19 protein-coding genes are annotated in these 25,752 nt (G+C 62.7%); 10 read left to right on the forward strand and 9 right to left on the reverse strand.

Features of this window, described 5'->3' with window-relative positions; genetic code table 11:
- Window position 1: 1 nt before the first annotated feature.
- The 3 genes from R5H30_RS18195 to R5H30_RS18205 form a co-directional block, all read right to left on the reverse strand.
- A complete protein-coding gene (locus R5H30_RS18195; protein WP_318330024.1) occupies window positions 2-1,300 on the reverse strand; it encodes a M24 family metallopeptidase in 1,299 nt (432 codons plus the stop codon).
- A 63-nt stretch (window positions 1,301-1,363) separates the two neighbouring features.
- On the reverse strand, window positions 1,364-2,173 hold the full coding sequence (locus R5H30_RS18200) for an SDR family NAD(P)-dependent oxidoreductase (RefSeq protein ID WP_318330025.1): 810 nt from the start codon (window positions 2,171-2,173) through the stop codon (window positions 1,364-1,366).
- 18 nt (window positions 2,174-2,191) lie between these two features.
- Entirely contained in the window at window positions 2,192-3,940 is a 1,749-nt protein-coding gene (locus R5H30_RS18205; protein WP_318330026.1) for an ABC transporter substrate-binding protein, read from the reverse strand.
- 305 nt (window positions 3,941-4,245) lie between these two features.
- Between R5H30_RS18205 and R5H30_RS18210 the strand changes: the two genes are divergently transcribed.
- From R5H30_RS18210 to R5H30_RS18240, 7 genes are all read left to right on the forward strand, one after another.
- On the forward strand, window positions 4,246-5,196 hold the full coding sequence (locus R5H30_RS18210) for a sugar ABC transporter substrate-binding protein (protein WP_318330027.1): 951 nt from the start codon (window positions 4,246-4,248) through the stop codon (window positions 5,194-5,196).
- An 81-nt stretch (window positions 5,197-5,277) separates the two neighbouring features.
- The gene (locus R5H30_RS18215) at window positions 5,278-6,066 is read left to right on the forward strand and encodes an SDR family NAD(P)-dependent oxidoreductase (RefSeq protein ID WP_318330028.1); all 789 of its coding nucleotides are present in this window, start codon (window positions 5,278-5,280) and stop codon (window positions 6,064-6,066) included.
- A 65-nt stretch (window positions 6,067-6,131) separates the two neighbouring features.
- Window positions 6,132-7,106 (forward strand): ABC transporter permease, encoded by a 975-nt coding sequence (locus R5H30_RS18220; RefSeq protein WP_318330030.1) that lies wholly within the window; start codon window positions 6,132-6,134, stop codon window positions 7,104-7,106.
- A gap of 13 nt (window positions 7,107-7,119) precedes the next feature.
- Entirely contained in the window at window positions 7,120-8,121 is a 1,002-nt protein-coding gene (locus R5H30_RS18225; RefSeq protein ID WP_318330031.1) for an ABC transporter permease, read from the forward strand.
- Window positions 8,118-9,629: a sugar ABC transporter ATP-binding protein gene (locus R5H30_RS18230; protein WP_318330033.1), complete on the forward strand. Its 1,512-nt coding sequence runs from the start codon at window positions 8,118-8,120 to the stop codon at window positions 9,627-9,629. The genes R5H30_RS18225 and R5H30_RS18230 overlap by 4 nt, the downstream gene beginning before the upstream one ends.
- 247 nt (window positions 9,630-9,876) lie before the next feature.
- On the forward strand, window positions 9,877-14,226 hold the full coding sequence (locus R5H30_RS18235; RefSeq protein WP_318330034.1) for a chemotaxis protein CheB: 4,350 nt from the start codon (window positions 9,877-9,879) through the stop codon (window positions 14,224-14,226).
- Between the two features lie 23 nt (window positions 14,227-14,249).
- Complete coding sequence (locus R5H30_RS18240; protein WP_318330035.1) at window positions 14,250-14,591, forward strand: response regulator; 342 nt, start codon at window positions 14,250-14,252, stop codon at window positions 14,589-14,591.
- Window positions 14,592-14,830: 239 nt separating this feature from the next.
- On the opposite strand, the gene R5H30_RS18245 is transcribed toward R5H30_RS18240, so the two are convergent.
- From R5H30_RS18245 to R5H30_RS18270, 6 genes are all read right to left on the reverse strand, one after another.
- On the reverse strand, window positions 14,831-15,991 hold the full coding sequence (locus R5H30_RS18245; protein WP_318330036.1) for a dihydrodipicolinate synthase family protein: 1,161 nt from the start codon (window positions 15,989-15,991) through the stop codon (window positions 14,831-14,833).
- Between the two features lie 63 nt (window positions 15,992-16,054).
- Window positions 16,055-16,816 (reverse strand): 3-ketoacyl-ACP reductase, encoded by a 762-nt coding sequence (locus tag R5H30_RS18250; protein WP_318330037.1) that lies wholly within the window; start codon window positions 16,814-16,816, stop codon window positions 16,055-16,057.
- 87 nt (window positions 16,817-16,903) lie between these two features.
- The gene (locus tag R5H30_RS18255) at window positions 16,904-18,478 is read right to left on the reverse strand and encodes an acyl CoA:acetate/3-ketoacid CoA transferase (protein WP_318330038.1); all 1,575 of its coding nucleotides are present in this window, start codon (window positions 18,476-18,478) and stop codon (window positions 16,904-16,906) included.
- A gap of 109 nt (window positions 18,479-18,587) precedes the next feature.
- Window positions 18,588-19,748, reverse strand: a complete 1,161-nt coding sequence (locus R5H30_RS18260) for an acyl-CoA dehydrogenase family protein (protein ID WP_318330039.1) — start codon at window positions 19,746-19,748, stop codon at window positions 18,588-18,590.
- A gap of 17 nt (window positions 19,749-19,765) precedes the next feature.
- On the reverse strand, window positions 19,766-21,043 hold the full coding sequence (locus R5H30_RS18265; protein WP_318330041.1) for a TRAP transporter large permease: 1,278 nt from the start codon (window positions 21,041-21,043) through the stop codon (window positions 19,766-19,768).
- Window positions 21,043-21,513: a TRAP transporter small permease gene (locus R5H30_RS18270; protein WP_318330042.1), complete on the reverse strand. Its 471-nt coding sequence runs from the start codon at window positions 21,511-21,513 to the stop codon at window positions 21,043-21,045. The genes R5H30_RS18265 and R5H30_RS18270 overlap by 1 nt, the downstream gene beginning before the upstream one ends.
- A gap of 126 nt (window positions 21,514-21,639) precedes the next feature.
- On the opposite strand from R5H30_RS18270, the gene R5H30_RS18275 reads away from it, so the two are divergent.
- From R5H30_RS18275 to R5H30_RS18285, 3 genes are all read left to right on the forward strand, one after another.
- On the forward strand, window positions 21,640-22,641 hold the full coding sequence (locus R5H30_RS18275; RefSeq protein WP_318330043.1) for a LacI family DNA-binding transcriptional regulator: 1,002 nt from the start codon (window positions 21,640-21,642) through the stop codon (window positions 22,639-22,641).
- Between the two features lie 81 nt (window positions 22,642-22,722).
- Window positions 22,723-23,700: a TRAP transporter substrate-binding protein gene (locus tag R5H30_RS18280; protein ID WP_318330044.1), complete on the forward strand. Its 978-nt coding sequence runs from the start codon at window positions 22,723-22,725 to the stop codon at window positions 23,698-23,700.
- Window positions 23,701-23,741: 41 nt separating this feature from the next.
- Window positions 23,742-25,724 (forward strand): hypothetical protein, encoded by a 1,983-nt coding sequence (locus R5H30_RS18285; RefSeq protein WP_318330046.1) that lies wholly within the window; start codon window positions 23,742-23,744, stop codon window positions 25,722-25,724.
- Window positions 25,725-25,752 lie beyond the last annotated feature (28 nt).

A 25,752-nucleotide genomic window follows, 5' to 3' on the forward strand; every position in this document is an offset into this window, starting at 1 on the left:
CCTAGTACCGGTTCGCGATGGGCAGGTCTTCCGCGGGGAAAAGCGAGATCACCTCGCAGCCTGTCTCTGTCACCACGACCTCCTCCTCGATGCGGGCGGCGGAGTAGCCGTCGGCGGCGGGGCAGTAGGTTTCCAGCGCAAAGACCATGCCGGTCTGGATTTCCATCGGGTGATCGAGGCTGATCGCGCGGCTGATGATCGGGCGCTCGTGCAGCGCCAGACCCAGCCCATGACCGAACTGCAGGCCAAAGGCCGCATCCTCGTTCGGGAAACCGAGGCTTTCCGCGGTCGGCCAAACCTCGGCCACCTTGTCGGTGGTCACACCGGGTCGGATCATCGCGATGGACGCGTCGATCCATTCGCGGGCCTTCACGTAGGCGTCGTTCTGCGCGGGTGTCGCGCGCCCGACGTTGAAGGTGCGGTAATAGCAGGTCCGGTATCCCTGGTAGCTTTGCAGGATATCGAAAAACGCCTGATCGCCGGGCCGGATCAACCTGTCGGTGAAGTTGTGCGGATGCGGATTGCAGCGTTCGCCGGAAATTGCGTTGATCGCCTCGACGTCGTCTGACCCCATCTCGTAGAGCATCTTGTTGGAAAGCGCGACGATATCGCTCTCGCGGACGCCGGGTTTCAGCTCCTCGTAGATCATGTGGTAGACGCCATCGACCATGGACGCCGCCTGCGTGAGCAGCTGGATTTCGTCCCAGTTCTTGATCTCGCGGGCCGCCAGCATGATCTGCTGACCGTCGACGACATGAATGCCCTCTTCTTGCAGGGCATGGAACATCGCCGTTTCGGCATAGTCGACGCCGACCGGCATATCGGCCATGCCCGCGTCCTTGATCAACTCGGCGATCATCTTGGCGTATTTCTTCATCAGGCCAAAGTCGGGCGGGATGGTGCCGCGCATGCCGACTACGCCGGCCAGGCAGTGATCCGGTTCGAGCCAGTCGGAATACCGTTTGTGGTGGACGGCTGCCGAGCCGAAATCCCACACGTACGGGCTGTCATCGCCCGTCAGCAGGCAGAAGCGGCACATCTTGTCCCGCTCCCACTCGCCGATCTTGGTGGCGCTGACATAGCGGATGTTGTTGACGTCGAAGAGCAGAAGCGAGCCCGCGTTCGAGTTCTGTAGCGACTGGCGTGTCCGTGCGAGGCGGTAGCGACGCAGACGGTCGTGGTCGATGCGGCGCTCGAAATCGACCGAGGTATGGCCCCATGCGGGCAGCTTGTCGCGCCATTCCCAGTTGGGTTCGAGGTCTTTCGGGGTAAGCATGTTCGGCAATAGTGCGCGTGACATAGGCGGCTCCTTTCGGGAAGGGCGTCCTCCCCCGCTATCGAGTGAAAAAGATCGGAAATGCGGTTACTTGGTGACCCAGCCGCCATCGACCGAGATCATCTGGCCGGTCATGTAATCGCTATCGTCGGAGGCAAGGAATGACGCGGTCCCGATGATGTCCTTGGGGTAGGACACACGCTTGATCACCAGATTGTTCTCGACGATGTCGTCATAGGCCTGGCCCGCGCGCTCCTTGAAGCCGATCTCGACCAGATCCTTGTCCAGTTGTTCCCAGAGCGGCGTGACGACCACGCCGGGTGCATACCCGTTGACGGTGATGTTGTGCTCGGCCAGCCCGAGCGCGCCACATTCGGTCAGCGCCAGGCAGCCGTATTTCGACGTGCAATAGACCGTCACGTCCACCAGAGGTTTGCGCGAGGCGATCGATCCGACGTTGATCAGCTTGTAGGGGTGATCCTCCATCGGGCCTTGGGCGATCATCTGCCTGGCCGTCTCCTGCATGCCCAGCCACATCGCCTTGGTGTTCACGTTCATGATCATGTCCCAGTTGTCTTCATCGATATCCATGAAGAACCGGGGCTTGTTGAGGCCGGCGTTGAAGAGGCCGACGTTTATGGACCCGAAGGCCTCGACCGTTGCGGCAACGGCCGCGGCGTTGTCCGCGCGCTTGGTCACGTCACACTTGATCGCAACCGCCTTGCCGGCTCCGGCGCCGTCGATCCTGTCGGCAACCCTTTGCGCCTCGTCGCCGTCGAGGTCTGCCAGGCAGACGTTTGCGCCCTGCGCGGCGAAGGCTTCGGCATTGGCGGCACCCATGCCGCGTGCGGCACCGGTAATCAGGATGTTCTTACCTTTCAGGCGATTGGGGTCCATGACATCTCCTCCTCGATCCTACGGTTTCCCGTTTGGTCCCATCAGCGCATCGGCCCTGGCCTGGGCCTTACGCAACGCGTGTTGCGGGGTGGTGATCCCGCGCAGCATGTCGTGAAATTCTTCGCCGCAGATGCGGATGATATCGACGATCTCCGGCACCGGCGGGCGCGGCCAGAACTGCAACTCATCGCGCCAGGACATGGCATCGACGGCCTCGAAGATCGGTGAGGCGCGGCGCACCTCCGGGTCCGACGCGACCGAGTAGCGCGGGTTGGTGCGGCTGCCGTTCTGGATGTAGAGCTTCTGCGCCTCGGGCGAAGTGAAAACGGTCAGCGCCTCCACCGCGGCCGGCACGCGCTCGGACGGCAGATTTGCAGGGATGCCCATGACATACCCGCCGACCGGCGCGACGGGGTTCGCACCAGGGCCCGCGGGATGGGGAAGATAGCCCGTCTGCCCATAGGCCGGCGAACTTTCATCGAGCTCGAAGTACGGGGCAAGCAGCGTGTAGCCGTAGGCCATGGCAATCCTGCCCTCGGCATAGGGGCGAATGCGTTCGTACCAGGACATCGACAGGATATCGGCCGGCGAAAACTGCAGAAGCTCGATCAGGAATTCCGCCGCGCGCCGTCCCGCATCGGTATCGATCGTGGGCCGATACCCGCCGGCGGCCAGATTCCGGGTATCGAAGCCACCTGCAATTTCGGGGATGTCCAGGACCGGCTGTCCGAAATCCGCCATCGTCATGAGAACCGTGTGGCCCAGAGCGGTGCCGCGCGCCGCATTCCAGGCGATGCCGTGCAGCCCGCGTCGCGGGTTGTGCAGGGTGCGCGCGGCCTCGAGCAGATCGTCGGTCGTCGCGGGCGGTTCGAGCCCCGCGTCGGCAAAGAGGTCGCGACGGTAAAGCAGCAGCTCCGGCGTCGTCTGTGCCGGCACGCCGTAGGCGCGGCCGCCCCAATGTGCCGCCTGCCAGCCGGCCGTGTGGAAATCCGACGGGTCCAGCCGGGTCACGTCCATCGCCTGGTCGAGCGGCATCAGAACATTTTTCTCCGCGAATTCCCCGATCCAGGGCAGATCGACCGCGATGATGTCATAGCGGCTCGTGCTGCGTTCGGCATTGCGCAGCGCTTCTTCGCGCAGGCGGTCGATTGAAAACGCGCGCTGGCTGATCTCAGAGCCGATGACCTGCTCGAACTGACGCTTGAGCGTATCCATGACCATGAACGTCGGATCGCCGTGGACCAGCACCCGGACGCCGCCCGGTACCTTCAGCGGTTCTTGCAGAACGCTCAGCGGAGGAATGGATCGCGCCGCCGCGTAGCTGCCGCCGAAATAGTAATCCTTGGATGTCTCATCATCTTGTTGCCCACCGAACTGCATTTCAGCAAGGCGGCGAATGCGCCCCGAGACTTGCATCCACTGCTCCAGCAACAGCTCGCTGGGATGCATGGAAAAACTCTTGCCGGTCTTGGTCCGCGGCCGCTGCTCGATCAGACCCGCCGCGATCACCTCTTTTAATTTTCGGTTGGCTGTCGCGTACGGGACACGACTGGCGCCGATCAGCGCGGTCGGCGTTACCGTCTTTCCGGAAAAGTGCCCGTTGAGCAAATGCACCACCATGCGCAGATGCGGATTGGGCGCGATCAGGTCGAACAGACCTTCCAGCTCGTCGCTGAAGTCGTCGAGAAAGGACAGCACATTCAAAGCCTCGGTTTTCGCCTGCGGCGAGATCTGGCTAGATAGGCTATGTCCCGTCATCGCATTCATTTGCGCCCGTGGCTCCCTTCGCGCATCAATCCCTTGCTGGGCGGCTGATCTGTTCGATCTGGAAGATTTCTCAACAGCCATTTTGACGTCTCCAATGGTGATCAGTCCGGGACGCAAAGCATATTTGGGAATCTGTCCAGAATGGATAGAAAAATATCCATAACGGATCATTTTTGCGCATTTTGGATGATGCGAAACGGGCAAGTTGTCGGGCAATCATCCGGCGTACCGGGCGATGAAGCGGCCGCCGGGGGAGGTGGCCAACGAACATGGATGAACCACGAAATTTCCGGGAGGAGACTGGAATGACACTTCGTACGACGCTTGCCGCAACGACCGCGATGCTTGCCCTGACGGGAATGGCATCCGCCGAAACGATGAAGATCGGGATCACCCAGAACAATGTCGGCGTCGACAGCTATCAGACGACCTACGAGAAAGCCTTCATCGCTGCCGCAGATGAGAACCCGGACGTGGAAACCGTCGTTCTCGACGCTGGTGGTGACGTGGCGCGTCAGATCGCCCAGATGGAAGACCTGATCCAGCAGGAAGTCGATGCGATCATCATCTGGCCGACAAACGGCGAGGCCGTGATCCCCGCCGTCCGCAAGGCGCACCAGGCCGATATTCCGGTCATCGTGACCAATTCGAACGTGGCCGAGCAGGGCTTCGATTTCGTCAAGTCGTTCTCGGGCCCCGACAACATCACCCAAGGTGCGCGCTCGGCGGAAATCATGTGCGACAAGTTCACCGAAATGGGCATTCAGGATGAGGCCCAGGTTGTCCACATTACCGGCCAACCGGGCTACACGACGGCCATCGAACGCGCCAAGGGGTTCGAAGATCGTCTGCCGGAGGTTTGCCCGAACGTGACCGTGGTCGACACCCAGCCGGGTGACTGGAACCGCGAAAAGTCGCAGCAGGTCATGGAGGCGTTTCTCGTCAAGTACGACGACATCGACGGGGTCTACGCCGGTGACGACAACATGGGCGTCGGAGCCCTGAACGCCGCCAAGGCGGCCGGACGCGACGGCATCATCTTCGTCGGTGCGACCAATTTCGCCGTCGGCTACGAGGCGATGGGCGCGGGCGAGTACTGGGGGTCAATCTACCAGTCGCCGGTCGATGACGCCGAAGCCGCGCTGAAAACCGCGATCGACGTGCTGAACGGCGAAGAGGTTCCGTTCCTCAATTACTTCGACACGCCGAAGATCACTCAGGACAACATGGGCGACTTTACCAAGCCCGTGTTCTGAGCCAAGCCGAACCGGGGCGCGGGCCAGGTCCGCGCCCTGAGCGTTTTTCACGAACCAACAGGTTTGAGGGGGACACGCGGCATGGGACGTGTAACCGACCGCGTCTGCATCGTGACGGGCGCCGCTCAGGGTATCGGACGCGCCATCGGAGAGGCGCTGCTCGATGAGGGCGCCAAGGTCTGCTTTGCCGACATCAACGGGAACAAGGTCGCTGACGTGGCCGATGCAAACCGCGCTGACTACGGTGACGATGTGACCTCGGCCCAGGTGGATGTCACCGACCGCGACCAGGTCCGGGCCATGATCGCCCATACGGTCGAGACCCACGGACGGCTCGACGTGACGTTCAACAATGCCGGCGTCAACAAGCCGATGAACTTCATGGACGTGACCGAGGACAACTGGAACTTCATCATGGGCGTGAATGGTCTGGGCTGCATGATCGGGATGCAGGAATCTGCCCGCCAGATGATCCAGCAAGGGCAGGGCGGAAAGATCATAAATACCGCCAGCATCGCCAGTCGGCAGGGCTTTGACAACGTCGCGCCCTACTGCGCATCGAAGTGGGCGGTGGTCTCGCTGACGCAATCCGGCGCGCGGGATCTGGCGAAACACGATATTACCGTGACGGGTTTTGCGCCCGGTGTGGTTGCGACCGAGATGTGGAAACAGGTCGACCGGGACCTTATGGACATCGGCGCCGCCGAACGTCCCGGCCAGGCGATGGAGGAGTTTTCCGCCGAGATCCTGCGGGGCCGCGTGGCGCGACCCGAGGACATAACCGGCACGACGACGTTCCTTGCATCGAAGGACAGCGACTACATGACCGGCCAGATCGTCATGATCGACGGGGGAATGACGCTGGTCTGAGCGCAGTCAAAGACCACGACGAGTGTCGGCCTCCACGTCTTGCCGACAACCCGAGGGAGGGGAAGATGGCGACATTGACCAAGGCCCGGATGGGCAGCCTGCTGGCAAGTCAGGGCATCCTGATCGCCTTCGTGCTTTTCATGATTGCGTTCACTTTCGCAAATCCAAAGTTTCTATCTGCCGACAATGTGCTGAGCGTGATCCGCTCGTCGGCCATTCTCGGTGTGATCGCCCTTGGCGTGACCTTCGTTGTCATCGGCGGCAACCTCGATCTGTCGGTCGGCTCGATGATGTCGTTCTCGACCATCGTCGTTCTGGATCTGCACGACAAGATCGGACCCTTCATGGCGATACCGGCCATGTTCGCCATGACGCTCTGCCTCGGGGCATTCATCGGCTTTCTGGTCGGCTATCTCAGGCTCAACTCTTTGATCGTGACCCTGGGAATGCTTTCGGCCATCCACGGTCTCACCCTGACCTATTCCGGCGGGCAGAACATGGACATCGCCGACAAGGAAGGCACGTGGTTCGGCGTGTTCGGGCAGGGTGACGCGCTGGGCGTTCCGATACCGATCCTGATCTTCGTGTTGCTGGCGACGGTGCTGGGAATGGTTCTGGCCAAGACACCTTTCGGACGCAAGGTCTATGCGGTCGGCGGCAACGGAACGGCAGCGACCTTCTCGGGCATTCCACGCGCGCGCACGGTCTTCTATTGCTACCTGATCTCCGCATTTTGCGTCGCGACTGCCGGGCTCATCCAGGCCAGCCGGTCGCTGGGCAGCCAGAATACGGTGGGGCAGGGCCTCGAACTCGAGGTCCTCGCAGCGGTCATCCTCGGCGGCGCGTCTCTTCTCGGAGGCTCGGGCACGATCTTCAAGACGGTGATCGGTGTTCTGATCCTTGGTTTCATCCAGAACGGCCTGCTGCTTCTGGGCCTGCAGTTCTACGTCCAGTTCATCGTGACCTGGGTCATCATCATTCTTGCCGTCTGGCTCGATATCGCGGCCAAGCGCGGCAAGCTCTGGTCGCCGATCGCGTAGGGGAGGGGAATTCATGCAACCGGGTACACTGTCCAAGGCGCTGAAAAACGGCGCGATCTGGGGCTTCATCCTGCTGGAACTGGTGTTCTTCAGCGTCGCCGGATCCTACCTGTCGATCTCCGATCAGGCCTTCATGGACTGGGACAACATGCTTCTGCTGCTCAAGCAGTCGGCCCCGATCGGGATCATCGCGATGGGCATGACCATCGTCATGGTGAACGGCAACATCGATCTCTCGGTTGGTGCTACTTTCGCGATTGCGGCAATCATCCTGCTGGACAGCATGACCTGGCCGATCTTCGCAGGCTTGGGCGACTGGGTGATCCCTGTGGCCTGGCTGCTGGCGCTGTCCGTGGGAACGCTCCTGGGCGCACTCAACGGGTTGATCGTGTGGAAGACCGGGGTGGACGCCTTCATCGTCACGCTGGGCTCGATGCTCGGCTATCGCGGTATCGTCTTCATGTTCAACGGTGAAAATCCGACCAGCCACCTGAATTGGACGCTGGTGGATTTCGCCGAGGCGGAGTTCCTGGGCTTTGCGACCGCGTCCTGGTTTCTTGTCGTCGTGACCGTGGCGATCTGGTTCCTGATGACCAAGACGGTGCATGGGCGCAACGCCTATGCCATCGGCGACAACCGCGAAGCGGCGGTGAACGCCGGTATCCGCGTCGGGCCGCACATGATGATCAACTTCGCGATCATCGGCTTTCTCGCGGCCCTGTCTGCGGTCGTGTTCTATTCCGAAAGCGGCTCGGTCAACCCGAACGACGGGCAACTCTATGAACTCTGGGTCATCACCGCCGTCGTACTTGGCGGGACCAAAATCACTGGCGGTGCGGGCTCTGTCATCGGCACGTTTGGCGGCGTCATCGCGATCCAGCTTCTGCGCAAGGGTCTGGGCCATATCGGGGCGGACACATCGACCGTGAACCTGGTCATCGGTCTCATTCTCGTCGCCGTTCTGTTCCTGGATCGTCAACTCAACATCAAGGGCAAAGAGGAGTTGAAGGTATGACCGACGCAAAACCCGTCCTCCACCTCGATAACATCGTCAAGACCTTTCCGGGCGTGCGTGCACTCGACGGTGTGTCCTTTTCGGTGATGCCCGGCGAAGTGCACGCGCTGATGGGCGAAAACGGTGCCGGAAAGTCCACCCTGATGAAGGTCTTGGGCGGCATCTATCAGCCTGACGGCGGCAATATTTACATGGGCGAGGACAGGGTCGGCATGGCAGGCCCGTTGGAGGCGAAGGCCAAAGGCATTGTTTTCATCCACCAGGAACTCAGCCTCGCCGAAGAACTCACGGTGGCCGAAAACATCTATCTGGGTGAACTGCCGCGCAAGAGCTTTGGCCGCGTCGACTGGGCAAGGCTTGCCGACCAGACCAACGCCATCCTGAAGAAGCTGAACGTGAGTTTCGATGCGAAGACACGCGTCGGCGATCTCTCCATCGCCAACCAGCAGATGGTCGAGATTGCTCGCGCCCTGACCGTGGAAGCGAAGGCGGTGATCTTCGACGAGCCGACCGCGTCGCTGACCGATGCCGAGAAGGTCGTGCTGTTCGACGTCATTGCCGATCTGAAGCGCGACGGCGTGGGCATCATCTACATCTCGCACCGCATGGAGGAGATCTTCAAGATCACGGACCGCATCTCGGTCCTGCGCGATGGCCAGTATCAGGGCACTGTCGCCACCGCCGACAGCACCGAAGAGTCGGTGACGCAATTGATGATCGGGCGCAAGCTCGACCTCAGTCGCAACGTGTCGCACCACGAACTCGGAGACGTGGCCCTCGAGGTGCGCGGCTTGAGCTGCGGCAAGCTGTTCAGCGATGTCAGCTTCGAGATCCGCCGGGGCGAAGTTGTCGGCTTCTATGGTCTCGTCGGCGCGGGCAGGACCGAGATTGCCGAAACGCTCTTCGGCCTGCGTGATCCCTCTCAGGGAAAAATCCTGCTCGATGGGGAAGAGGTTCGCATCCATTCGCCTGCAGACGCCATCGCACGTGGGATCAGCCTGGTTCCGGAAGACCGAAAAGGTCAGGGTCTTGTGCTTGGCATGAACTGCCGGGACAACATGACGTTGCCGCAGGTCGATGATCTGAAGGCCGGGCCGTTTGTGGCTGAAGGGGCCGAGGTCGCGATCTTTGACCAGTACCGCGACCGGCTGGATATTCGCACGCCGGGCTGGAAGGCGCGGGCGGGCAACCTGTCGGGCGGCAATCAGCAGAAGATCGTCATCGGCAAGTGGCTGTCGATGCACCCGAACGTGCTGATCGTTGATGAGCCGACCCGAGGCATCGACGTCGGCAGCAAGTCGGAGATCCACAAGCTTCTGCGCGAACTTGCGGCACAGGGCTATGCGGTCATGGTGATCAGCTCGGAAATGCCCGAGGTGTTGCACGTCTCGGACCGGATCGTCGCGATGTATTCCGGTCGGGTCATGCGCACCTTTACCTCTGACGAGGTGACGGAGGACAATCTCATTCAGGCGATTTCCGGACTCGGCGGCGATCAGGCCGCGTGATCGACCCTTTAGGACAAACCGCGCCTGAGGTGCGTCAGGGAGCCAATTCTCATCGCGCGTCCGCGGCCTGAAGTGGCGTTGCGGGAACGGCGCGACAGCCCTAGTCTCTTTCCTGTCGAAGAATTCGAAACATATCCATACCTGCGCCTGTTAGGTTTCTGGCGGGATGCCAATGCTTCAGGACTGTCGTATCATGTGAAACTCTGGTGCCGATCCGGAGAGAAGGCTGAGAGTGCGAGCGACGAAGATGTCCGAAAAAGACTTTCCGATCGTGGGAGTCGGTGCGTCCGCCGGCGGGCTTGACGCCTACAAGTCACTGCTGAAGTCGCTTCCGACGGACACCGGTGCGGCGTACATCCTGATCCAGCATCTCGATCCGAACCATGAAAGCATGATGGCGGAACTTCTGGCGCGGCAGACCAGCATGAAGGTTCTGCAGGCCGAGAACGAGATGGCGCTTGAGCCGAACACGGTCTACGTCATCCCGCCGGGCAAGTTCATCCGCCTTATCGATCACGGCCTTTTTCTCGACGATCCGGTCAAGGAAAAGGGCATCCGGATGGCGATCGACTACTTCTTCCGGTCGCTTGCCGAGGTGCGCGGCGAGAAGTCCATCGCGATCGTTCTATCGGGCACCGGCAGCGACGGAACGCTCGGGATTCGCGAGATCAAGGCCGCGGGCGGCATGGTGATGGTGCAAAAGCCAGACGATGCCGAGTATGACGGCATGCCGCGCTCGGCCATCGACACCGGTGCGGTCGACTTCATCGCCCCGGTCAGAGAGATGGGCGAACGGCTCGTCGACTTTCTGCGCCATCCCTATCTGCGCAAGCACGACCGCGGCACCGCCCTGTCGGAAGAGGCGCCAGACGGGTTCGCCAAGGTCCTGAAGATCCTCAGGTCTCAGACCGATTACGATTTCCGAAGCTACAAGAAGGGCACCGTCGAACGGCGCATCCAGCGCCGGATGGGGCTCAGACAGGCCAAGACGCTCGAGGATTACGTCGAGATCATGGGGGAGACTCCCGAAGAGGTGCAGCAGCTGTTCCGGGATCTGCTGATCGGGGTGACGCGATTTTTCCGCGAGCCCGAGGCCTGGGAGGCGTTCGGAGACGAGGTGCTCGATCCGCTGGTGACGCGTACCAAGAACGGCGCGCGCTTGCGGGCCTGGGTGCCTGGATGCGCCAGCGGCGAGGAAGCCTACACGCTTGCCATGACGCTCTTCGACCGGATCGAGCGACAGAACAAGGAGATTACGGTCCAGATCTTCGCAACCGACTTGAACGACCGCGCCATTGAGGCCGCCCGGTCGGGACATTACTCTTCTGCGGCATCCCCCGACATACCGGAAAAAATGCTGAACAAGTACTTTACCGAGGACGGGGACAATATCCGGGTCAACAAGCGCCTGCGGGAAACCGTGGTCTTTGCGACGCAGAACGTGATCTCGGATCCGCCGTTTTCCAAGCTCGACCTGATCACCTGCCGAAACCTGATGATCTACCTCGAATCCGATGTTCAGCAGCGGATGATCGAGATGTTCCATTTCGCCCTGGCGGATGGCGGACATCTGTTCCTTGGAAACTCCGAGAATGCCGAGCGGCCTGGGCGGCTGTTCATCCCTGTCGACAAAACGCACCGCATCTACCGCAAGAGCGATGCGGCCCGCGCTCCCACGGGCAGCTTTCCGATCGTTCCTGCGGGGCGGCGTGGCAAGACCAAGGAAACCGACAAGACGACGCCGGTCTACAGTGCGAGCACCGAGCAGGCCCGCCGCACGCTCATGGAGCGTTTCGTCCCGGCAGCCGTGATGATCGACCGGTCCCTGGAAGTTCAGTATTTCCACGGGCCCGTTCGACACTACCTCGACTTTCCGTCGGGAGAGCCGACGGTGCAACTGCCCGAAATGGTGGTGCCCGCCCTGCGCACGAAGTTGCGCGCGCTTGTGACATCGATCCAGAGCGGTAAGTCGCGGGAAGAGGCCGTCGTGCAGAAGGTCCCGAGGAACGGGCATGAGGTCTCTGTCCGACTTGTCGCGGAGTCTCTCAGCGACCCCGAGACCACACCGGCGATCCTGATCTATTTTGAGGATGTCTCGGAACTGCGCGATACCGAAGCGGACCGCGAAGCACGTGAACGGGCGCGCGCGTCCTCGACACCGGAAGAGCAGAGCGAGGTCGCTTCGCTGGAATACGAGCTGCAGTCGACCCGCGAGGATCTGCAATCGACCATTGAGGAGATGGAAACCGCGAACGAAGAGCTCAAGGCCTCGAACGAAGAGGTCATGAGCATGAACGAGGAATTGCAGTCCACAAACGAGGAGCTCGAGACCTCGCGCGAGGAACTGCAGTCGCTCAACGAAGAGCTTGCGACCGTCAACAGCCAGCTCGAGGACAAGATCGAAGAGCTGGAGCGGACCAACAACGACCTCACGAACCTTCTGGTTTCCACCGACATCGGGGTGATCTTTCTCGATACCGAATTGCTGATCCGCCGGTTCACGCCGGCCATGAAGGACATAATGCGCATCATCGACAGCGATGTGGGGCGGCCGGTGGAAGATATCGCGATGCGGGTCAGCGACCCGAAGCTGATCAAGGACGCCCGGGTCTCGCTGCAGAAACTCACCGAGATCGAGGCCGAGATCACGAATGACGAGAAGCAGCACCTGATCCGCAGGGTTCGTCCCTATCGCACCAGCGAGAACAGGATCGAGGGCGTCGTGGTCACCTATACCGATGTGACCAAGCTGCAGAACGCCCGGGCCGCGGCGCGCCTGCGCGAACAGCAGCAGGAGGCCGTTGCCGAACTCGGGCGCGAGGCGCTGGCAGGCGAGCCTCTGGGCGAGGTTCTCGACAGCGCGGTGCAGGAAGTCGCGAAGCATCTTGGCGTAAGGTTCGCGAAGATCCTTCAGCTCGATGGCGATCGGCGCAACCTGACATTGCGCGCCAACATTGGATTTCAGCAGGGCGAGCTTGGTGTCACCAAGGTCGAAGCGGGCGTCAGGAGCCAGGCCGGTTTCACGCTCGATCGGTCGACGCCGGTTGTCGTTCGCGACTTCCGCGAAGAGAAACGCTTCAGCGCACCGCCTTTGCTGAAGGACCATCACATTCTTTGCGGGGCCAGCGTCATCATCGGTCCGGTCGACGATCCCTGGGGCGTTCTCGGGGCGCACGAGATGGACATCGAACGCTGTGGCTTCGACGCCGACGACATCAACTTCCTGCAGTCCGTCGCGCATGTGCTCTGGCTGGTCATCGCGCGCGATCGTTCGATTGCGGAACTCGACCGCGAGCGGGCCCAGCTGCGCGACATGACCGACGCCTTGCCGGTGCTCTTCGCCATCGTCGACCGTGACGCGCGTTATGAATTCGTCAACAAGGCCTACGAGGCCTGGGGCGCGGACACGGGCGAGGTCGAGGGCAGTCTGGTGTCGGATATCCTAGATGACGACGCGTTCCGCGAGGTCGAGCCGCATATTAAGGCCGCGCTGAACGGCGCGCCTCAGAACTTCGAGGTGACGGTCAAGCCCTTCGGAGGCAAGTCTTCTCGCGCCAGCCTCGTCAGTTATGTTCCGCGCCGGGACGAAAATGGAGACGTCACGGGTTTCTACTCCGCCTCCATCGACATAAGCCGGCAGAAGCGCCTCGAACGCAATCTCGCGGAGCGGTTCGAACAGTACCGTGTTCTGGGCGAATCCATACCCTTCGGCGTCTGGATCACCGATGCCGAGGGCAAGCTGACCTATGTGAGCCAGTCCTTCCTTGACCTGATCGGCATGACCGAGGACGAGGCGTCGGGTTTCGGCTGGATCGACTGCCTAGAAGAAGCGACGCGCGAGGAGACCGCGCGTCTTTGGGAGGAAACGCGCGACGCAGGAGCCAACTGGGAGAAAGAGCACCGGGTGATCGGCAAGGACGGTCAAACCTACCACGTACTCGCCTTGGGACGTCCGATCCGCAATGCCGCGGGCGAAATCACCACGTGGGTCGGCCTGAACCTCAACATCACCGAGCGAAAGGCGGAAGAGGAGCGGCTTAGCGTGATCTCGGCGGAACTCGACCATCGCGTGAAGAACATTCTGGCCACCGTCAGCACGATCGCGCGCATGACCGGGCGCTCGGCCAGTTCGCTTGACGACTACCGCAACGCACTGCAATCGCGCCTTTATGCCATGGCCACGGCGCACAAGCTTCTGGCCGAGCAGGACTGGCGCGGAATGGACCTGGGCCTGCTCGTCAAGACGGAACTGGAACCTTACGCCGAAACCCACGCCGACAGGGTTCGGATCGAAGGACCCGAGGTGCGCCTGCCGCCTTCGATGGTGCAAAGCCTTGCGCTGGCCTTGCATGAACTCACCACCAACTCCGCGAAGTACGGTGCGCTCGCCAGTGACGGCGGACGGCTGGAGATTTCCTGGCAGACCAACGGCAGGACGACCTTGAGTTGGAACGAAAGCGGACTGGAAAACGTTTCTAAACCTGAAACGCAAGGGTTCGGAACGACCCTGCTGACGAAAATCTTGGCCGCGCAGGATGTGGACGTGCACCTGGACTTTGCTGAAACCGGGCTGTCCGTGGACGTCACGTTCGGCTGACGACTGAATGCCGGACGGTGCGAATGAAAGTTCTGTTGCTGGAAGACGACCCGTTCCTCCAATTCGACATCGCCGATACCGTCTCGATGTCGGGTCACGAGGTGATCGGACCCTTTTCCAACGAGGAAGAGGCCCTTGCGCGCTGTCGCTCGGAACTTCCCGATGCGGCGGTCATCGACTTCAATCTCGGAGAGGACAAGAACAGCAGCCGCCTTGCCGATTTCTTCATCGAGAACGACGTGCGGTTCGTGATTACGACCGGGTATAGTATCAAGCACCTGCCCGAGCGCTTGCACGCAGTGCAGGTCATCGAAAAGCCCTTTACGGATCGCGCCGTGTTGCAATTTCTGGATGGTTCTGACTGATCCGTCCGGGCCGCCGGTGACACCCTGCCATTGCCGCCTGCCAAGTAGCACGCTGCGAGAACCAAATCCCGCCGCGGGACCCTCGCCATGATCAACGTGTCCATTTCGGTTCTACCAGCCGGCGGGGTGACTGGGTCCGAACCGGGCAAGCGCGCGGCGGATCGCGGTGCTCGGTGCGGTGCCTGCGCTTCGCAGGTCTTGTGCGACGACTCCGGCCCGCGTCGCGAGGCCGCGATGTCTCAGGTGATCCCGTGCAGGTCCAGTAGCGTCGACATGCGCTTTTCGGCAAGGTCGGGGTCGGAAAGAAGGTGCGCAGTGTCCGCAAGGCGAAATACCTGCGCGTAATGCGTGATGTCGCGCGACGACTGGAATCCGCCAGGCATGATGAAATGGCTTTGCGCCCCGTTCAACCAGGCGAGGAAGGCGATCCCGGCCTTATAGAACCGCGTCGGGGCGCGAAAGATCTCGCGCGAGAGCGGCACCGTGGGCGCCAGAAGCCGGTGGTAGGTGTCGAGATCGCCGGCGGCGAGCGCTTCCAGCGCCTGCGACGCTGCCGGCGCGATGGCGGCGAAAATTCCTAGCAGTGCATCGGAATGATGCTCTCCGTCGCCCGCGATCAGGTCCGCGTAATTGAAGTCGTCGCCCGTATAGAGTTTCACGCCGTCCGGCAGGCGTTTGCGAAAATCCTCTTCATGCTTCCGGTCGAGCAGCGAGATTTTGATCCCGTCCACCTTGTCGGCGTGATCGCGCATCAGTGTCAGAACGGTTTCAGAGGCGAGATCGACGTCGCCCGACCCCCAGTAGCCGGCAAGTGCGGGATCGAACATATCGCCGAGCCAGTGCAGGATCACCTTGCCTCGAGCCTGCCGGACCAGCGTGGAGTAGGCCTCGAGATAATCCTCAGCGGTCGCTTCGATAGATTTGAAGGCGCGTGAGGCCATCAGGATGATCTGGCCACCGGCGGCTTCGATGGCCTCCATCTGCGTCGTGTAGGCCGCGACGATGTCGTCAGTCGTGCGGATTTCGTCGAGCGTCAAATGATCTGTTCCGGCGCCACAGGCAACGCGGGGCTTCAGCGGGTGGGCCGCCGCCTCCGCCATCGTGCGCGTGATCAATTCCTTCGCTGTGAGCCAGTCCAGTCCCATGCCGCGCTGCGCGGTGTCCATCGCCTCGGCCAGTCCCAGGCCCTGATCCCAAAGCCAGCGTCGGAATCCCAGCGTGTTCTCCCAGTCGATTGCCGGACGGCCGTCCCAGGGATCACGCTCGGCGATCGGGTCCGAGACAACATGCGCTGCGGCGAAGGCGGTACGCGTGAACGCCTGACGCGGGGCGCGCGGCATCAGCGGATCGCCGGTCATGACAAAGGTTTCGAGCGTGCGGTTCTGGGTGGGAAGGCGCATTGTCTCTCCTAGGTTGTTTCGTGCGAGTTCGGATTTTTCTCCGCGGTTCGGCCCGCGGACCCGTCAGAGTCGCGGGATCGACAGGCCTCCGTCGATGGGCACCGCGGCGCCAGTTGCAAAAGCCATGCGCCCCTCGACCATCGGCAGGATCGCTTCGGCAATGTCGGACGGTTGCCCCCATCGGGACGCAGGGACCAGGCCGCCCTCGATCCGGGGCGTGTAATCGGCGTGCACGCCGTCGGTCATCGGCGTCTCGATGATGCCAGGCTGGATCTCGAACACCCCGATGCCGGCTGGCGCGAGACGGGCCGCGAAATGGCTGGCCGCTGCCGATGCCGCGGCCTTGGAGACGCAGTAGTCTGCCCGGTTGATAGACACCATTTTCGCGCTGATTGAGGTGACGAAAACGATCGAGCGATAGGTGTCCACGTCCTCTCGGGCCAGCATGCGACGCGCGACGTCGCGGGCAAGGAAGAATGCGCCGCGCAGGTTCACGCCCATGACGAAATCGAAGTTCTCCGGCGTGATATCGAGCAAATCGCCGCGCACGCGTGATCCGACGCCGGCGTTCGAAACCAGTGTCGTGATTGGTCCCTGTTCCGCCTCGATCCGGTCGAGCAGGGCGCCGCGCTGGCCGATGTCGGCGATGTCGTTGGCGTAGTAGCGCGCCTCCGGGCCCAGAGACTCGAGTGCTGCGGCGACGTCGGGGTGATCCGGTGCACTACGTGAGGCAAGCGCCAGCCTGAAATCGGCCTGCGACAGAACCTTCGCGATCCCCAGACCGATGCCGCGCTGGCCCCCGGTGATGAGTACGGTTCCGGTCATCTTGCATTTCCTTTCAGGTTTCGTCTGGTCTTCCGGGGCGGTCCGCAAAGTCGCCCTTGGCGTCTCGGTTGCGGCTACAGGTACGGATCAGAGATCGAGTGCCATTGGTGTTGGCGCCAGCAGGCGCAAGGGCATGACGCTGGCGTTTTCCGCAACACGCACGCGGCCATGCGAGGCTTCGGCGATATCCCGACGCGCGTCGATGCCCGGCATGATCTCGGTCGCCACCAGCCCGCCATCGTCCAGGCGGATCACGCAGCGTTCGGTAACGTACATGACATCCTGTCCGGTCTCTCTCGCACGCGCGCCCGAAAAGGTCACATGCTCGACCGCGTCGACCATCTTGGTGAACTTTCCGGGCCGGGCGACCCGGATTCCTGTGTCGTCGAGTTCCAGCCCGGCGGCGGTCTCGAAATAGCCCGAAAAGACGATCTTGCGGGCGTTCGCAGTGATGTCGACGAAGCCGCCGCATCCGGCGGTGAGGTAAGGCTTTTTGCCCAGCTTCGAGACATTGACGTTGCCTTGGGTGTCGATCTCGAGAAACGACAGGAACGACACGTCGAACCCGGCGCCCTGAAAGTACGTGAACTGCTGCGGTGCGGGCATGTAGGCATCTGCGTTCGACGCGCAGCCGAATGCGAAGTCCATCAACGGCATGCCTCCGACCGCCCCCTGTTCTATAGCCCAGGTCACAGCCTGCGGATGTCCGGCCTCGAGCAGGATGCGCGGCACCATCGTCGAGATTCCGAAGCCGAGGTTCGCGGTCTCGCCAGCGCGCAGCTCCAGCGCGGCGCGGCGCGCAATGATTTTTTCAACGCCGTGCGGCACGTGAGTGAAACTCTCCCAAGGCCGCAGGATGTCGCCGGAAATTGCCGGATCGTAGGGCGTCTCGGTCGTCTGGTATTGCGCGGGGTCGAGCACCACCACGTCGACTAGGTGACCCGGTACGCGCACATCGTGCGGTCGAATCGTTCCGCGCGCGGTCAGTTGCTTGACCTGCGCGATGACCAGGCCGCCGTGGTTGCGCACCGCGATGGCCTGTTCCAGCCCGCCGAGGTAGGCTCCTTCCTGCTCGAAGCTGAGATTTCCGTGCTCGTCCGCGGTGGTGGCGCGGATGATCGCGACGTCCGGTACGATGTTCGGGAAATGCAGCCAGGTCTCGCCGCCAAGCTCGACGCGAAAAACGATCGGTTGCGCCGCGGCCGCCGTGTTCATCGCGCAGCCTTCACGTTGGGGATCGACGAAGGTGTCGAGACCGACCTGCGTCAGGACGCCGGGTTTTCTTGCGGCAACGTCGCGGTGCATGTCATAGAGGATGCCCGACGGAACATTGTAGGCGGCGACCCTGTTTTCGGTCAGCATGCGCCAGATCTCCGGCATCGGCAGCGAGGACGGTCCCGACGGGTAGGAGCCTGCCACGATCCGCGACAGCAACCCGTCCCTGGCGATATGATCAATGCCCTTGATGCCGTACATGTCGCCGGCGCCGATCGGGTGCAGCGTGGTCAGGTCGCGCGGGTGTCCCTCGCGCGCGTACCGTTCGCCGATCGCTTTCAGCATCAGGTCCGGGCAGCCGAGACCGGAGGACGAGGATACCGTGACGACGGCGCCGTCCGCGATCCGACCAGCCGCCTGATTGGCAGTTGCAAGCTTGCTATTCACCCTTGAGCCTTTCCGCAACCGGTCGCGGTGCCTTGCTCTCGGTGGTTTTTGTTGAGCGGCGACATGGCGCTCGATACCGCGCAATACGCCTTCGGACTTAGGCCGCGGATCACAGGCGCGCCCCATGCCGCAGCAGTTCACGGGCGATGATGTTGCGCTGGACCTGGTTGGTGCCCTCGTAAATCTGGGTGATCCTGGCGTCGCGGTAGAGCCTTTCGACCTCGCAGCCCTGAATGTAGCCCGAGCCGCCGAAGACCTGCAGCGCGTTTGAGGTCTGCGCCACGCACATGTCGCCAGCGAAGCACTTCGCGATCGAACAGGCCGCGGTCGCGGGACGTCCGGCATCCAGAGCCGCCGCGGCCTCACGCACCAGGGCGCGGGCGGCGGCGATGTCCTTGGCCATGTCGGCCAGCATCCATTGCAGACCCTGCTGATCGGCAATGGCCTTGCCGAACTGGCGGCGTTGCTGCGCGTAGTCGAGCGCCGCCTCGAGCCCTGCCTGCGCGATGCCGACGGCCAGCGAGGCGATGCCGACACGCCCCTTGTCAAGCACGCTCATCATGATGTGGAACCCGCGGTTCAGCTCACCCAGCAGCGCGGCTTCGGGCAGGGCGACGTCATCGAAGGACAAGGCGCCGATCTGGCTCGCGCGCTGGCCAAGCTTTTGCTCCTTGGGGCCGCGGCTGACACCCTCGGCATGCAGGTCGACGATGAAGATGCTCATGCCGCGATGGCCGGCCTTTGGGTCGGTGCGCGCCAGAACGAAGCCGAGGTCGGCGACGGGTGCATTGTGAATCCACAGCTTGCTGCCATTAAGCACCCAGCCATCGTCAGTGCGCGTCGCCGTGCTGCGCAACGCCGAGACGTCCGAGCCGGCCTGCTCTTCGGTGATGCAATAGGCGATGCGGGTCCGGGCCCCCATGACGTCCGGCAGGTAGCGCGCCTTCTGATCGGCGCTGCCGTAGCGCGACAGTAGGGTGCAGATCAGCTCGACCACGCCACACTGGTCGGCGATCGAGGCATAACCGCGCGACAATTCTTCCATCACCAGGGCGTAGGACAGCACGTCGAGGCCGGCGCCGCCTTCGGCTTCGGGGACAGTGATGCCGAAGAGCCCAAGCTCGGCCATCTCGTCGAAGATGTCGCCTGGAAAAGTGCCGTCCCGGTCGAGCGCCTCGACACGCGGCCGGACCCGATCCTCGGAAAAGGCGCGCGCCGTGTCGGTCAGGCTCTGGTAGATGTCGGCGTCGAATTTCGGCCGGTGGAACATGTCGGGCAGTCTCTTTCTCAGCCGGCCACGAGACCGGGCAGCAATGTAGTAATGGGCGGGACGACGATCAGCAGCGCGAGCACGAGCAGGATCACGCCGAACATCTTCATCGTGTCGCGCAAGGCATCGTGCATCGGGATCTTTCCGATGGCGCAGGCGATCAGCAGGCACAGCCCGTAGGGCGGCGTGATCAGCCCGACGGCGAGCGAGACGCCGGCGATCACGCCGTAATGCACCGGGTCGACGCCGACGGCGAGCATGGCGGGCAGGAACAGCGGCCCGACGATGATGGCGATGACCAGTGCGTCAAGGAAGGTGCCGAGCACGATGCACAGCAGCGCGAAGGCCGGCAGCAGCAGGTAGGCCGGCATGCCGCCGGTGGCGTCGAGCAGGAGGTTGGGCACCTTGTAGAAGGCCAGCAGCCAGCCGAAGAGCCCGGCCGAGCCGTAGCAGAACAGCGACAGGCTGACGAGCTTGGCGCTGTTCGACAGCACCTCGACGGATCGCTCGAAGTTAAGCGTTCGGTAGACCACGAGGCCGAGGAAGAACGCATAGAGCACGGCGAGGATCGACGCCTCGGTCGGCGTGGCGAAGCCGGTGATGATACCGCCGATGATGATGACCGGCGTTCCAAGGCCGAGAACCGCGCCGGTGAAGGCCTCGCGCAGTTCCGTTCGGTTCGCACGTTTTTCCACCGGCCACTCTTCCGCCCGCGCGCGCCGGGCGACATATCCCATCTGGGCGAGGGCGATCAGGATGCCCGGAATGATCCCGCCGGCAAAGAGTTGCGCCACCGAGGTGCCGGTGATCGCGCCCCAGACCACGAAGAAGATGCTGGGTGGGATGATGCCGCCGAGAACCGAGGAGGCTGCCGTGACCGCAACAGCGACGGACGTGCTGTATCCCTTTTTCTGCATTGCCGGGATCATGACGGCGCCGACACCGGCGGTATCGGCAGTCGAGGATCCCGATACGCCCGCGAAAAGCATGCTGACGAGGATGTTGATATGCGCAAGCCCGCCGCGCAGATGGCCGACCAGTGCATAGGATAGCCGGATCAGCCGTTCGGTGATGCCGGTCTCGTTCATCAGCGATCCGGCCAGAAGGAAGAGCGGCACTGCCAGCAGTATGAAGCTGTCGAGGCTGGAATAGAAACGGCGCGCCAGCATGAAGATGTTGAGATGCGGCTCGATCATCAGCACCGAGGCCGAGGCGGCCATCAGCGAAACTCCAATCGGCACCCCGAGCAGGATGCAGACGGCCATGACTGCCAGCATGAGAAGGACGAGTTCCATCAGCGCGCCTTCTCGTGCGGGCCGGAGCCGCGCAGCGTCTGCCAGAGCGCCCAGGCGATCGCGAGCACCGAGATCGCGGCTCCGACGAAGAGCGCACCGTAGCTCGTCGCGCTGGGCAGCCCGGTGACCAGAGAGGAGCGGTTGAAACCCTTGAGAAAGAACGACCAGCTCGAGAACAGGAAAAAGGTCATCACCAGCAACGTCAGCGTCTCGGCAAGCAGGCCCGGCCAGCGACCGAAGCGGCGCGTCAACTGTTCCTGAACGAAGGTGAAACGGAAATGCGTGCCCCCGACGAACCCCCAGGCTGTCCCGAGCATGATCATCCACATGAACACCGTTCGGGCGATTTCCTCGGTCCACAGGAAGGGCGGAACCATCGGCAGGTAACGCGCAAAGACCTGGTAAGCCACCAGCGCGCAAAGTGTGACCAGCATCAGGGCAAGAGCGGCCTTGCAGAAATTCGCGAACATCAGTCCTCCCATGCGTTTCGGTGACGCAGATTGACAAGGAAGCGATTAAACGTTTTACCTAATTTGCACCGAAACGCAATCTCGAATTGATGATTTACTTGGGATCGTGATGAAAGGGCGCCGGCTATGGGAAAGAAAGTCAGCATACGTCAGGTGGCCGAGCACGCCGGTGTGTCGGTGGCGACCGTATCGCTTGCGCTTAGCGGCAAGGGGCGAATTTCGTCCGACACGGTGCGGCAGGTCAAAAAGTCGGCGGCCACGCTGGGGTTCATTCCGAACCGCAGCGCCTCGCGGCTGAGGTCGGGACGGTCGCTTCTGATCGGGCTCGTGGTCAACGATATCGCCAACCCGTTCTTCGCCGAACTTTCTGCCGACGTCGAGGCGCATGCCTCGGAAAACGGCTACCTTTCGGTGATCGCGAACACCAACGACGACATCGAGAAACAGGCGTCGGTCATCGAGACGATGATCGGGCAGGGTGTCGCCGGGTTCATTATCGTGCCAGCCGACACGTCCACGCCCGACACCTTTCAGGTGATCCGCGATCATGACATGCCCTACGTGCTGTGCGTGCGCGACATAGGCGACGGGAAGGCCGACTTTATCGGGTTCGATAACTTCACTGCCGGCGTCATGGCCGCGGAACACCTTGTCGAAAAGGGACATCGGACGTTCGCGTTCGTCGGAGGGCGCCTGTCGGTCGACAACTTCCGGCGGCGTCTCGACGGGGTGCGCCACGCGCTGGCCCGGCACGGGCTTACGCTGCCGGACAACTGCGTCCGCGAGGGCGTGCCGAGCCGCGCGATCGGCCTTGCGGAAACCGGCGATCTGCTGGCTTCCGGCGCCGAGTTCACGGCGCTCATCTGCTACAACGATTTCGTCGCGGTTGGCGCCTATGCGGCGCTGAACCAGGCTGGCCGGACGATTGGCGAAGATGTCGCCGTGGTCGGCTTCGATAACGTTCCCGAATCGGAGAGCCTGTCTCCGCCGCTTACCACGATCGAGCTTTATCCACGCGCGATCGGCAATCGTTCCGCCCGCGCGCTGATCGACGCGGTAAACGGGTCTTCCGGCCCGCACGAGCGCGTCTATCTGGCGCCCGAACTCATCTCGCGCAGCTCGACTTGACGTCCTTTCGGAGGATTGGGGCTTGCTTTTCGCCGTGGATCGATGCTTAAACGTTTTATCAAAATCTCACGGGAGGACCGTATGAAAATGATCACCACACGCCAATTCGCGCTTGCCGCCAGCCTTGCGATGGGTACCGCGCTGCCGGCCCATGCCGTCGAGCTTGCCGCCTCGATCGACGGGCCGGTCTCTACCGCTCAGGGGCAGGGTATCCTCAAGTTCGGAGAGATCGTCTCCGAGCTGACCAACGGCGAAGTGACCGTCGAGCTGTTCCCCGATGCACAGCTCGGGTCGGGTGGAGAGGCCTTCGAGCTGCTCGAGGATGGTCAGATCGCGATCCTGACGACGGCGCCGGGGTACCTCGCGGAATTCGCGCCGAGCGTGCAGCAGTTGGTCGTGCCGTTTGTCTTCCGTGACTTCGACCACTGGGAGAAGGTCGTCAGCGGCCCGATCGGCGACAAGCTGGCCGAGGACGTGCGCGAGAACACCGGCGCGATGATCCTGGGCTATTTCGGCGGTTCGATCCGCAACCTCGTCAGCTCGAAACCTGTAGAGTCAGTCGGTGACATCGAAGGTCTGCGTGTGCGCCTCCATCCGGCGGACGTTCAGGTCAAGGCATGGGAAGCGCTTGGTGTCGTGCCGACGGTGATGGCCTATGGCGAGATCTACTCGGGCCTGCAACTCGGAGCCATCGACGGGCTGGAGAACGAGGCCGAGTGGGTTCTGCGGATGAAGTTCTACGAGCAGGCCAAGTACTACGTGCAGACCGAGCATGAGTACGTGACGCGCCCGATGATCTTCTCGGAAACGATTTTCGAGAATCTGACGCCGGAGCAGCAGGAAGCGGTTCTGGAGGCGGGCAAGCAGGCCGCGGCCTACCAGCGCGACCTCGAGCATCAGTTCGACTCGGAATCGAAGGTCACGCTGGCCGAAGGGCACGGCGTAAACATCGTCGAGATCGACAAGTCGAGCGTGCAGACCACCGTCGCCGCGGCCCTTGAGCCGGTCATCGAAGGCCTCGGCCTTGCCGAAGACGTCGCCGCGATCCGCGCTGAATGAACAGAGGCAGGCCCCGCGCCACCGCGCGGGGCCGACCAATCATGTTCCCAGACGATCTGCTGCCCGAAGGATCGGAGTTCGATCCTGAGCTCTGTCTGCCCCGGGTCCACATCGACGGGCAGCCGTTTCACACCACATGGATGGCCGCCGAATACGCCGCACGTCTGATGACGCGTTCCGGCGCCGAGGGCCAGGCCGCGGCGGTCATGGACGCTCTTGAGGGATCGCAGGACCGTGATCCCGGCTCGCCGGATTTCGGCAATTTCCGATGGGAACGCGAAGACCGGATCGTCGAAGACCTGAACGCCGCCCCCTTTGTTTCGATCCGTCTTGCGCCGGCACTGCTTCGCCACGGCGCGGCGCTTGCTCCAAGGGCACTCGAACGCGCCTGCCACATGATTCGGTTGTGCCTGGAGGCCATCGTGCGCATAGACGTCGCGTCAGACTACACCAACATCGTTGCGCAATCCGTGGCATCCCTGCGCATCGGCGGCGCGCTGCTCGGCGACGCGCGCTTTCTCGACATCGGCGCGACCCGGTTCCGCCGCTGGATGGAGATGGTAGATCGGGCCGGCCTTGCCCATGAGTACAACTCGCCAGTCTACACCGAAATGACGGTTGCCTCGCTCTCCCAGATGGTCGACCTCGACCCGGACCCGGAGCTGAGGTTCGCCGCCGACCAGTTTCGGATGCGACAGGTTCTGGGCTTCGCGCTGCGCATCCACCCGGAGACCGACCGGCTGGCGCCACCCTATTGCAGGGCTTACGCGCCGTTCATGTTCGCCAGAACCGCATCGGAACGAACTGTTGTCGAAGGTTGGATCGAAAAAGGGTGGGCGCCGGAGTGGATATCCGCCGCGCTCGAATGCACCGGTGAAGTCCGCGAGACCTCGGACGGGCGCACGGGGCTGCACCTGACCAGCCGGCTCGACGCCGGTCTGTCGATGGGCACGGCTTCGGCGGAGCTTGCCACCCAGAACAACCGGTTCATCGCAGCGCAGTCGATGCCCTTCGGCGTCCACCTGTCGCGCGGCGCAGACCGGCCGCCGACTGTCGTGTTCTCGCGATACATTCTCAACGACCAGTGGCTCGGCTCCTACAGGACCACCGGGTCGCGCCCCGTCGACCAGGTTTTCTTCGACCACGGGGCCTTTATCGGGGCGCAGGACGGCAACCGCGTCTTCTGTCTCTACCGTCCGCGCACGCTCGACGCCTGGGAGCGGACATGGTCGGCCAAGGCATGCCTGATCGTGTCGGACGAAGGCGAGGTCAGCGAGATCCTCGCCGACGGATCGCAGGTCTCCGAGCTTCCCGCGGATCTCCCGCCTGGCAGTTGCGTTGAGCTCATCGTTTCGGGTCGCCGGCTGACGCTGCAGCCACTCAATGGGCTTGAACTTCAGCCCGATGCGCCGGTCCGTGTCCAGAGTCGTGACGGCATGCTTGTGGTGGAATGCCATGACTATCTCGGCCCGCCGAGAACCTTCTGGACCCAGGCCAAGCCCGGCTCGTTCTTCCAAGGTTACATCCGTTCGGGGTTTCATGTCACGCTGCAGGACGCTGCCGAACGCGCCCGCCCAGTAATCTCGCAATCGCTCGACGACTTTCGCGGCGCGGACGGCCAGCGGGTCTGGTCGCTGAACGATGATGCGGGGCTGGGCCTCGACGTCGACCTGATGGGCTGGACGCTGGAGGGCGAACGGATCGCGTCGGGCGACCCGGCACCCATGCTCGCCTCCTCGGTGGCCGTGCAATCGCGGTCGGGTCGACTGACCTGCAACGGCGCCACGCTGACCTGCGGGCCGGTTCCCGCGACGCTGCTGGCCTGGCCCGAACGCAACCTCTGGGTCGCCTCCGTCCACGCCTTCGACGTACCGGACGCGATCACGCTCTCGAACGGTCGCGGAGAGGTGCGTTTGCCGAACGCGCGCGGCTGCGTGGTTGTCTGGTCGGGCGACCGGGTGCGCGTCGAAGCTACGGGGCTCGAAGGCGAGATCGCGGTGACCGGTGCCGAACTCGAAGGGTAGGGCGTGGCGGGTCGCGACGGCTGACGAG

The sequence above is a fragment of the Roseobacter sp. FCG-D35 genome, from assembly GCF_033436665.1.
Classification (GTDB): Bacteria; Pseudomonadota; Alphaproteobacteria; order Rhodobacterales; family Rhodobacteraceae; genus JAWQFO01.

Coding starts and splice junctions, on each gene's coding strand:
- R5H30_RS18195 (WP_318330024.1), bottom strand. CDS start 1,300: ATGTCACGCGCACTATTGCCGAACATGCTTACCCCGAAAGACCTCGAA.
- R5H30_RS18200 (WP_318330025.1), bottom strand. CDS start 2,173: ATGGACCCCAATCGCCTGAAAGGTAAGAACATCCTGATTACCGGTGCC.
- R5H30_RS18205 (WP_318330026.1), bottom strand. CDS start 3,940: ATGAATGCGATGACGGGACATAGCCTATCTAGCCAGATCTCGCCGCAG.
- R5H30_RS18210 (WP_318330027.1), top strand. CDS start 4,246: ATGACACTTCGTACGACGCTTGCCGCAACGACCGCGATGCTTGCCCTG.
- R5H30_RS18215 (WP_318330028.1), top strand. CDS start 5,278: ATGGGACGTGTAACCGACCGCGTCTGCATCGTGACGGGCGCCGCTCAG.
- R5H30_RS18220 (WP_318330030.1), top strand. CDS start 6,132: ATGGCGACATTGACCAAGGCCCGGATGGGCAGCCTGCTGGCAAGTCAG.
- R5H30_RS18225 (WP_318330031.1), top strand. CDS start 7,120: ATGCAACCGGGTACACTGTCCAAGGCGCTGAAAAACGGCGCGATCTGG.
- R5H30_RS18230 (WP_318330033.1), top strand. CDS start 8,118: ATGACCGACGCAAAACCCGTCCTCCACCTCGATAACATCGTCAAGACC.
- R5H30_RS18235 (WP_318330034.1), top strand. CDS start 9,877: ATGTCCGAAAAAGACTTTCCGATCGTGGGAGTCGGTGCGTCCGCCGGC.
- R5H30_RS18240 (WP_318330035.1), top strand. CDS start 14,250: ATGAAAGTTCTGTTGCTGGAAGACGACCCGTTCCTCCAATTCGACATC.
- R5H30_RS18245 (WP_318330036.1), bottom strand. CDS start 15,991: ATGCGCCTTCCCACCCAGAACCGCACGCTCGAAACCTTTGTCATGACC.
- R5H30_RS18250 (WP_318330037.1), bottom strand. CDS start 16,816: ATGACCGGAACCGTACTCATCACCGGGGGCCAGCGCGGCATCGGTCTG.
- R5H30_RS18260 (WP_318330039.1), bottom strand. CDS start 19,748: ATGTTCCACCGGCCGAAATTCGACGCCGACATCTACCAGAGCCTGACC.
- R5H30_RS18265 (WP_318330041.1), bottom strand. CDS start 21,043: ATGGAACTCGTCCTTCTCATGCTGGCAGTCATGGCCGTCTGCATCCTG.
- R5H30_RS18270 (WP_318330042.1), bottom strand. CDS start 21,513: ATGTTCGCGAATTTCTGCAAGGCCGCTCTTGCCCTGATGCTGGTCACA.
- R5H30_RS18275 (WP_318330043.1), top strand. CDS start 21,640: ATGGGAAAGAAAGTCAGCATACGTCAGGTGGCCGAGCACGCCGGTGTG.
- R5H30_RS18280 (WP_318330044.1), top strand. CDS start 22,723: ATGAAAATGATCACCACACGCCAATTCGCGCTTGCCGCCAGCCTTGCG.
- R5H30_RS18285 (WP_318330046.1), top strand. CDS start 23,742: ATGTTCCCAGACGATCTGCTGCCCGAAGGATCGGAGTTCGATCCTGAG.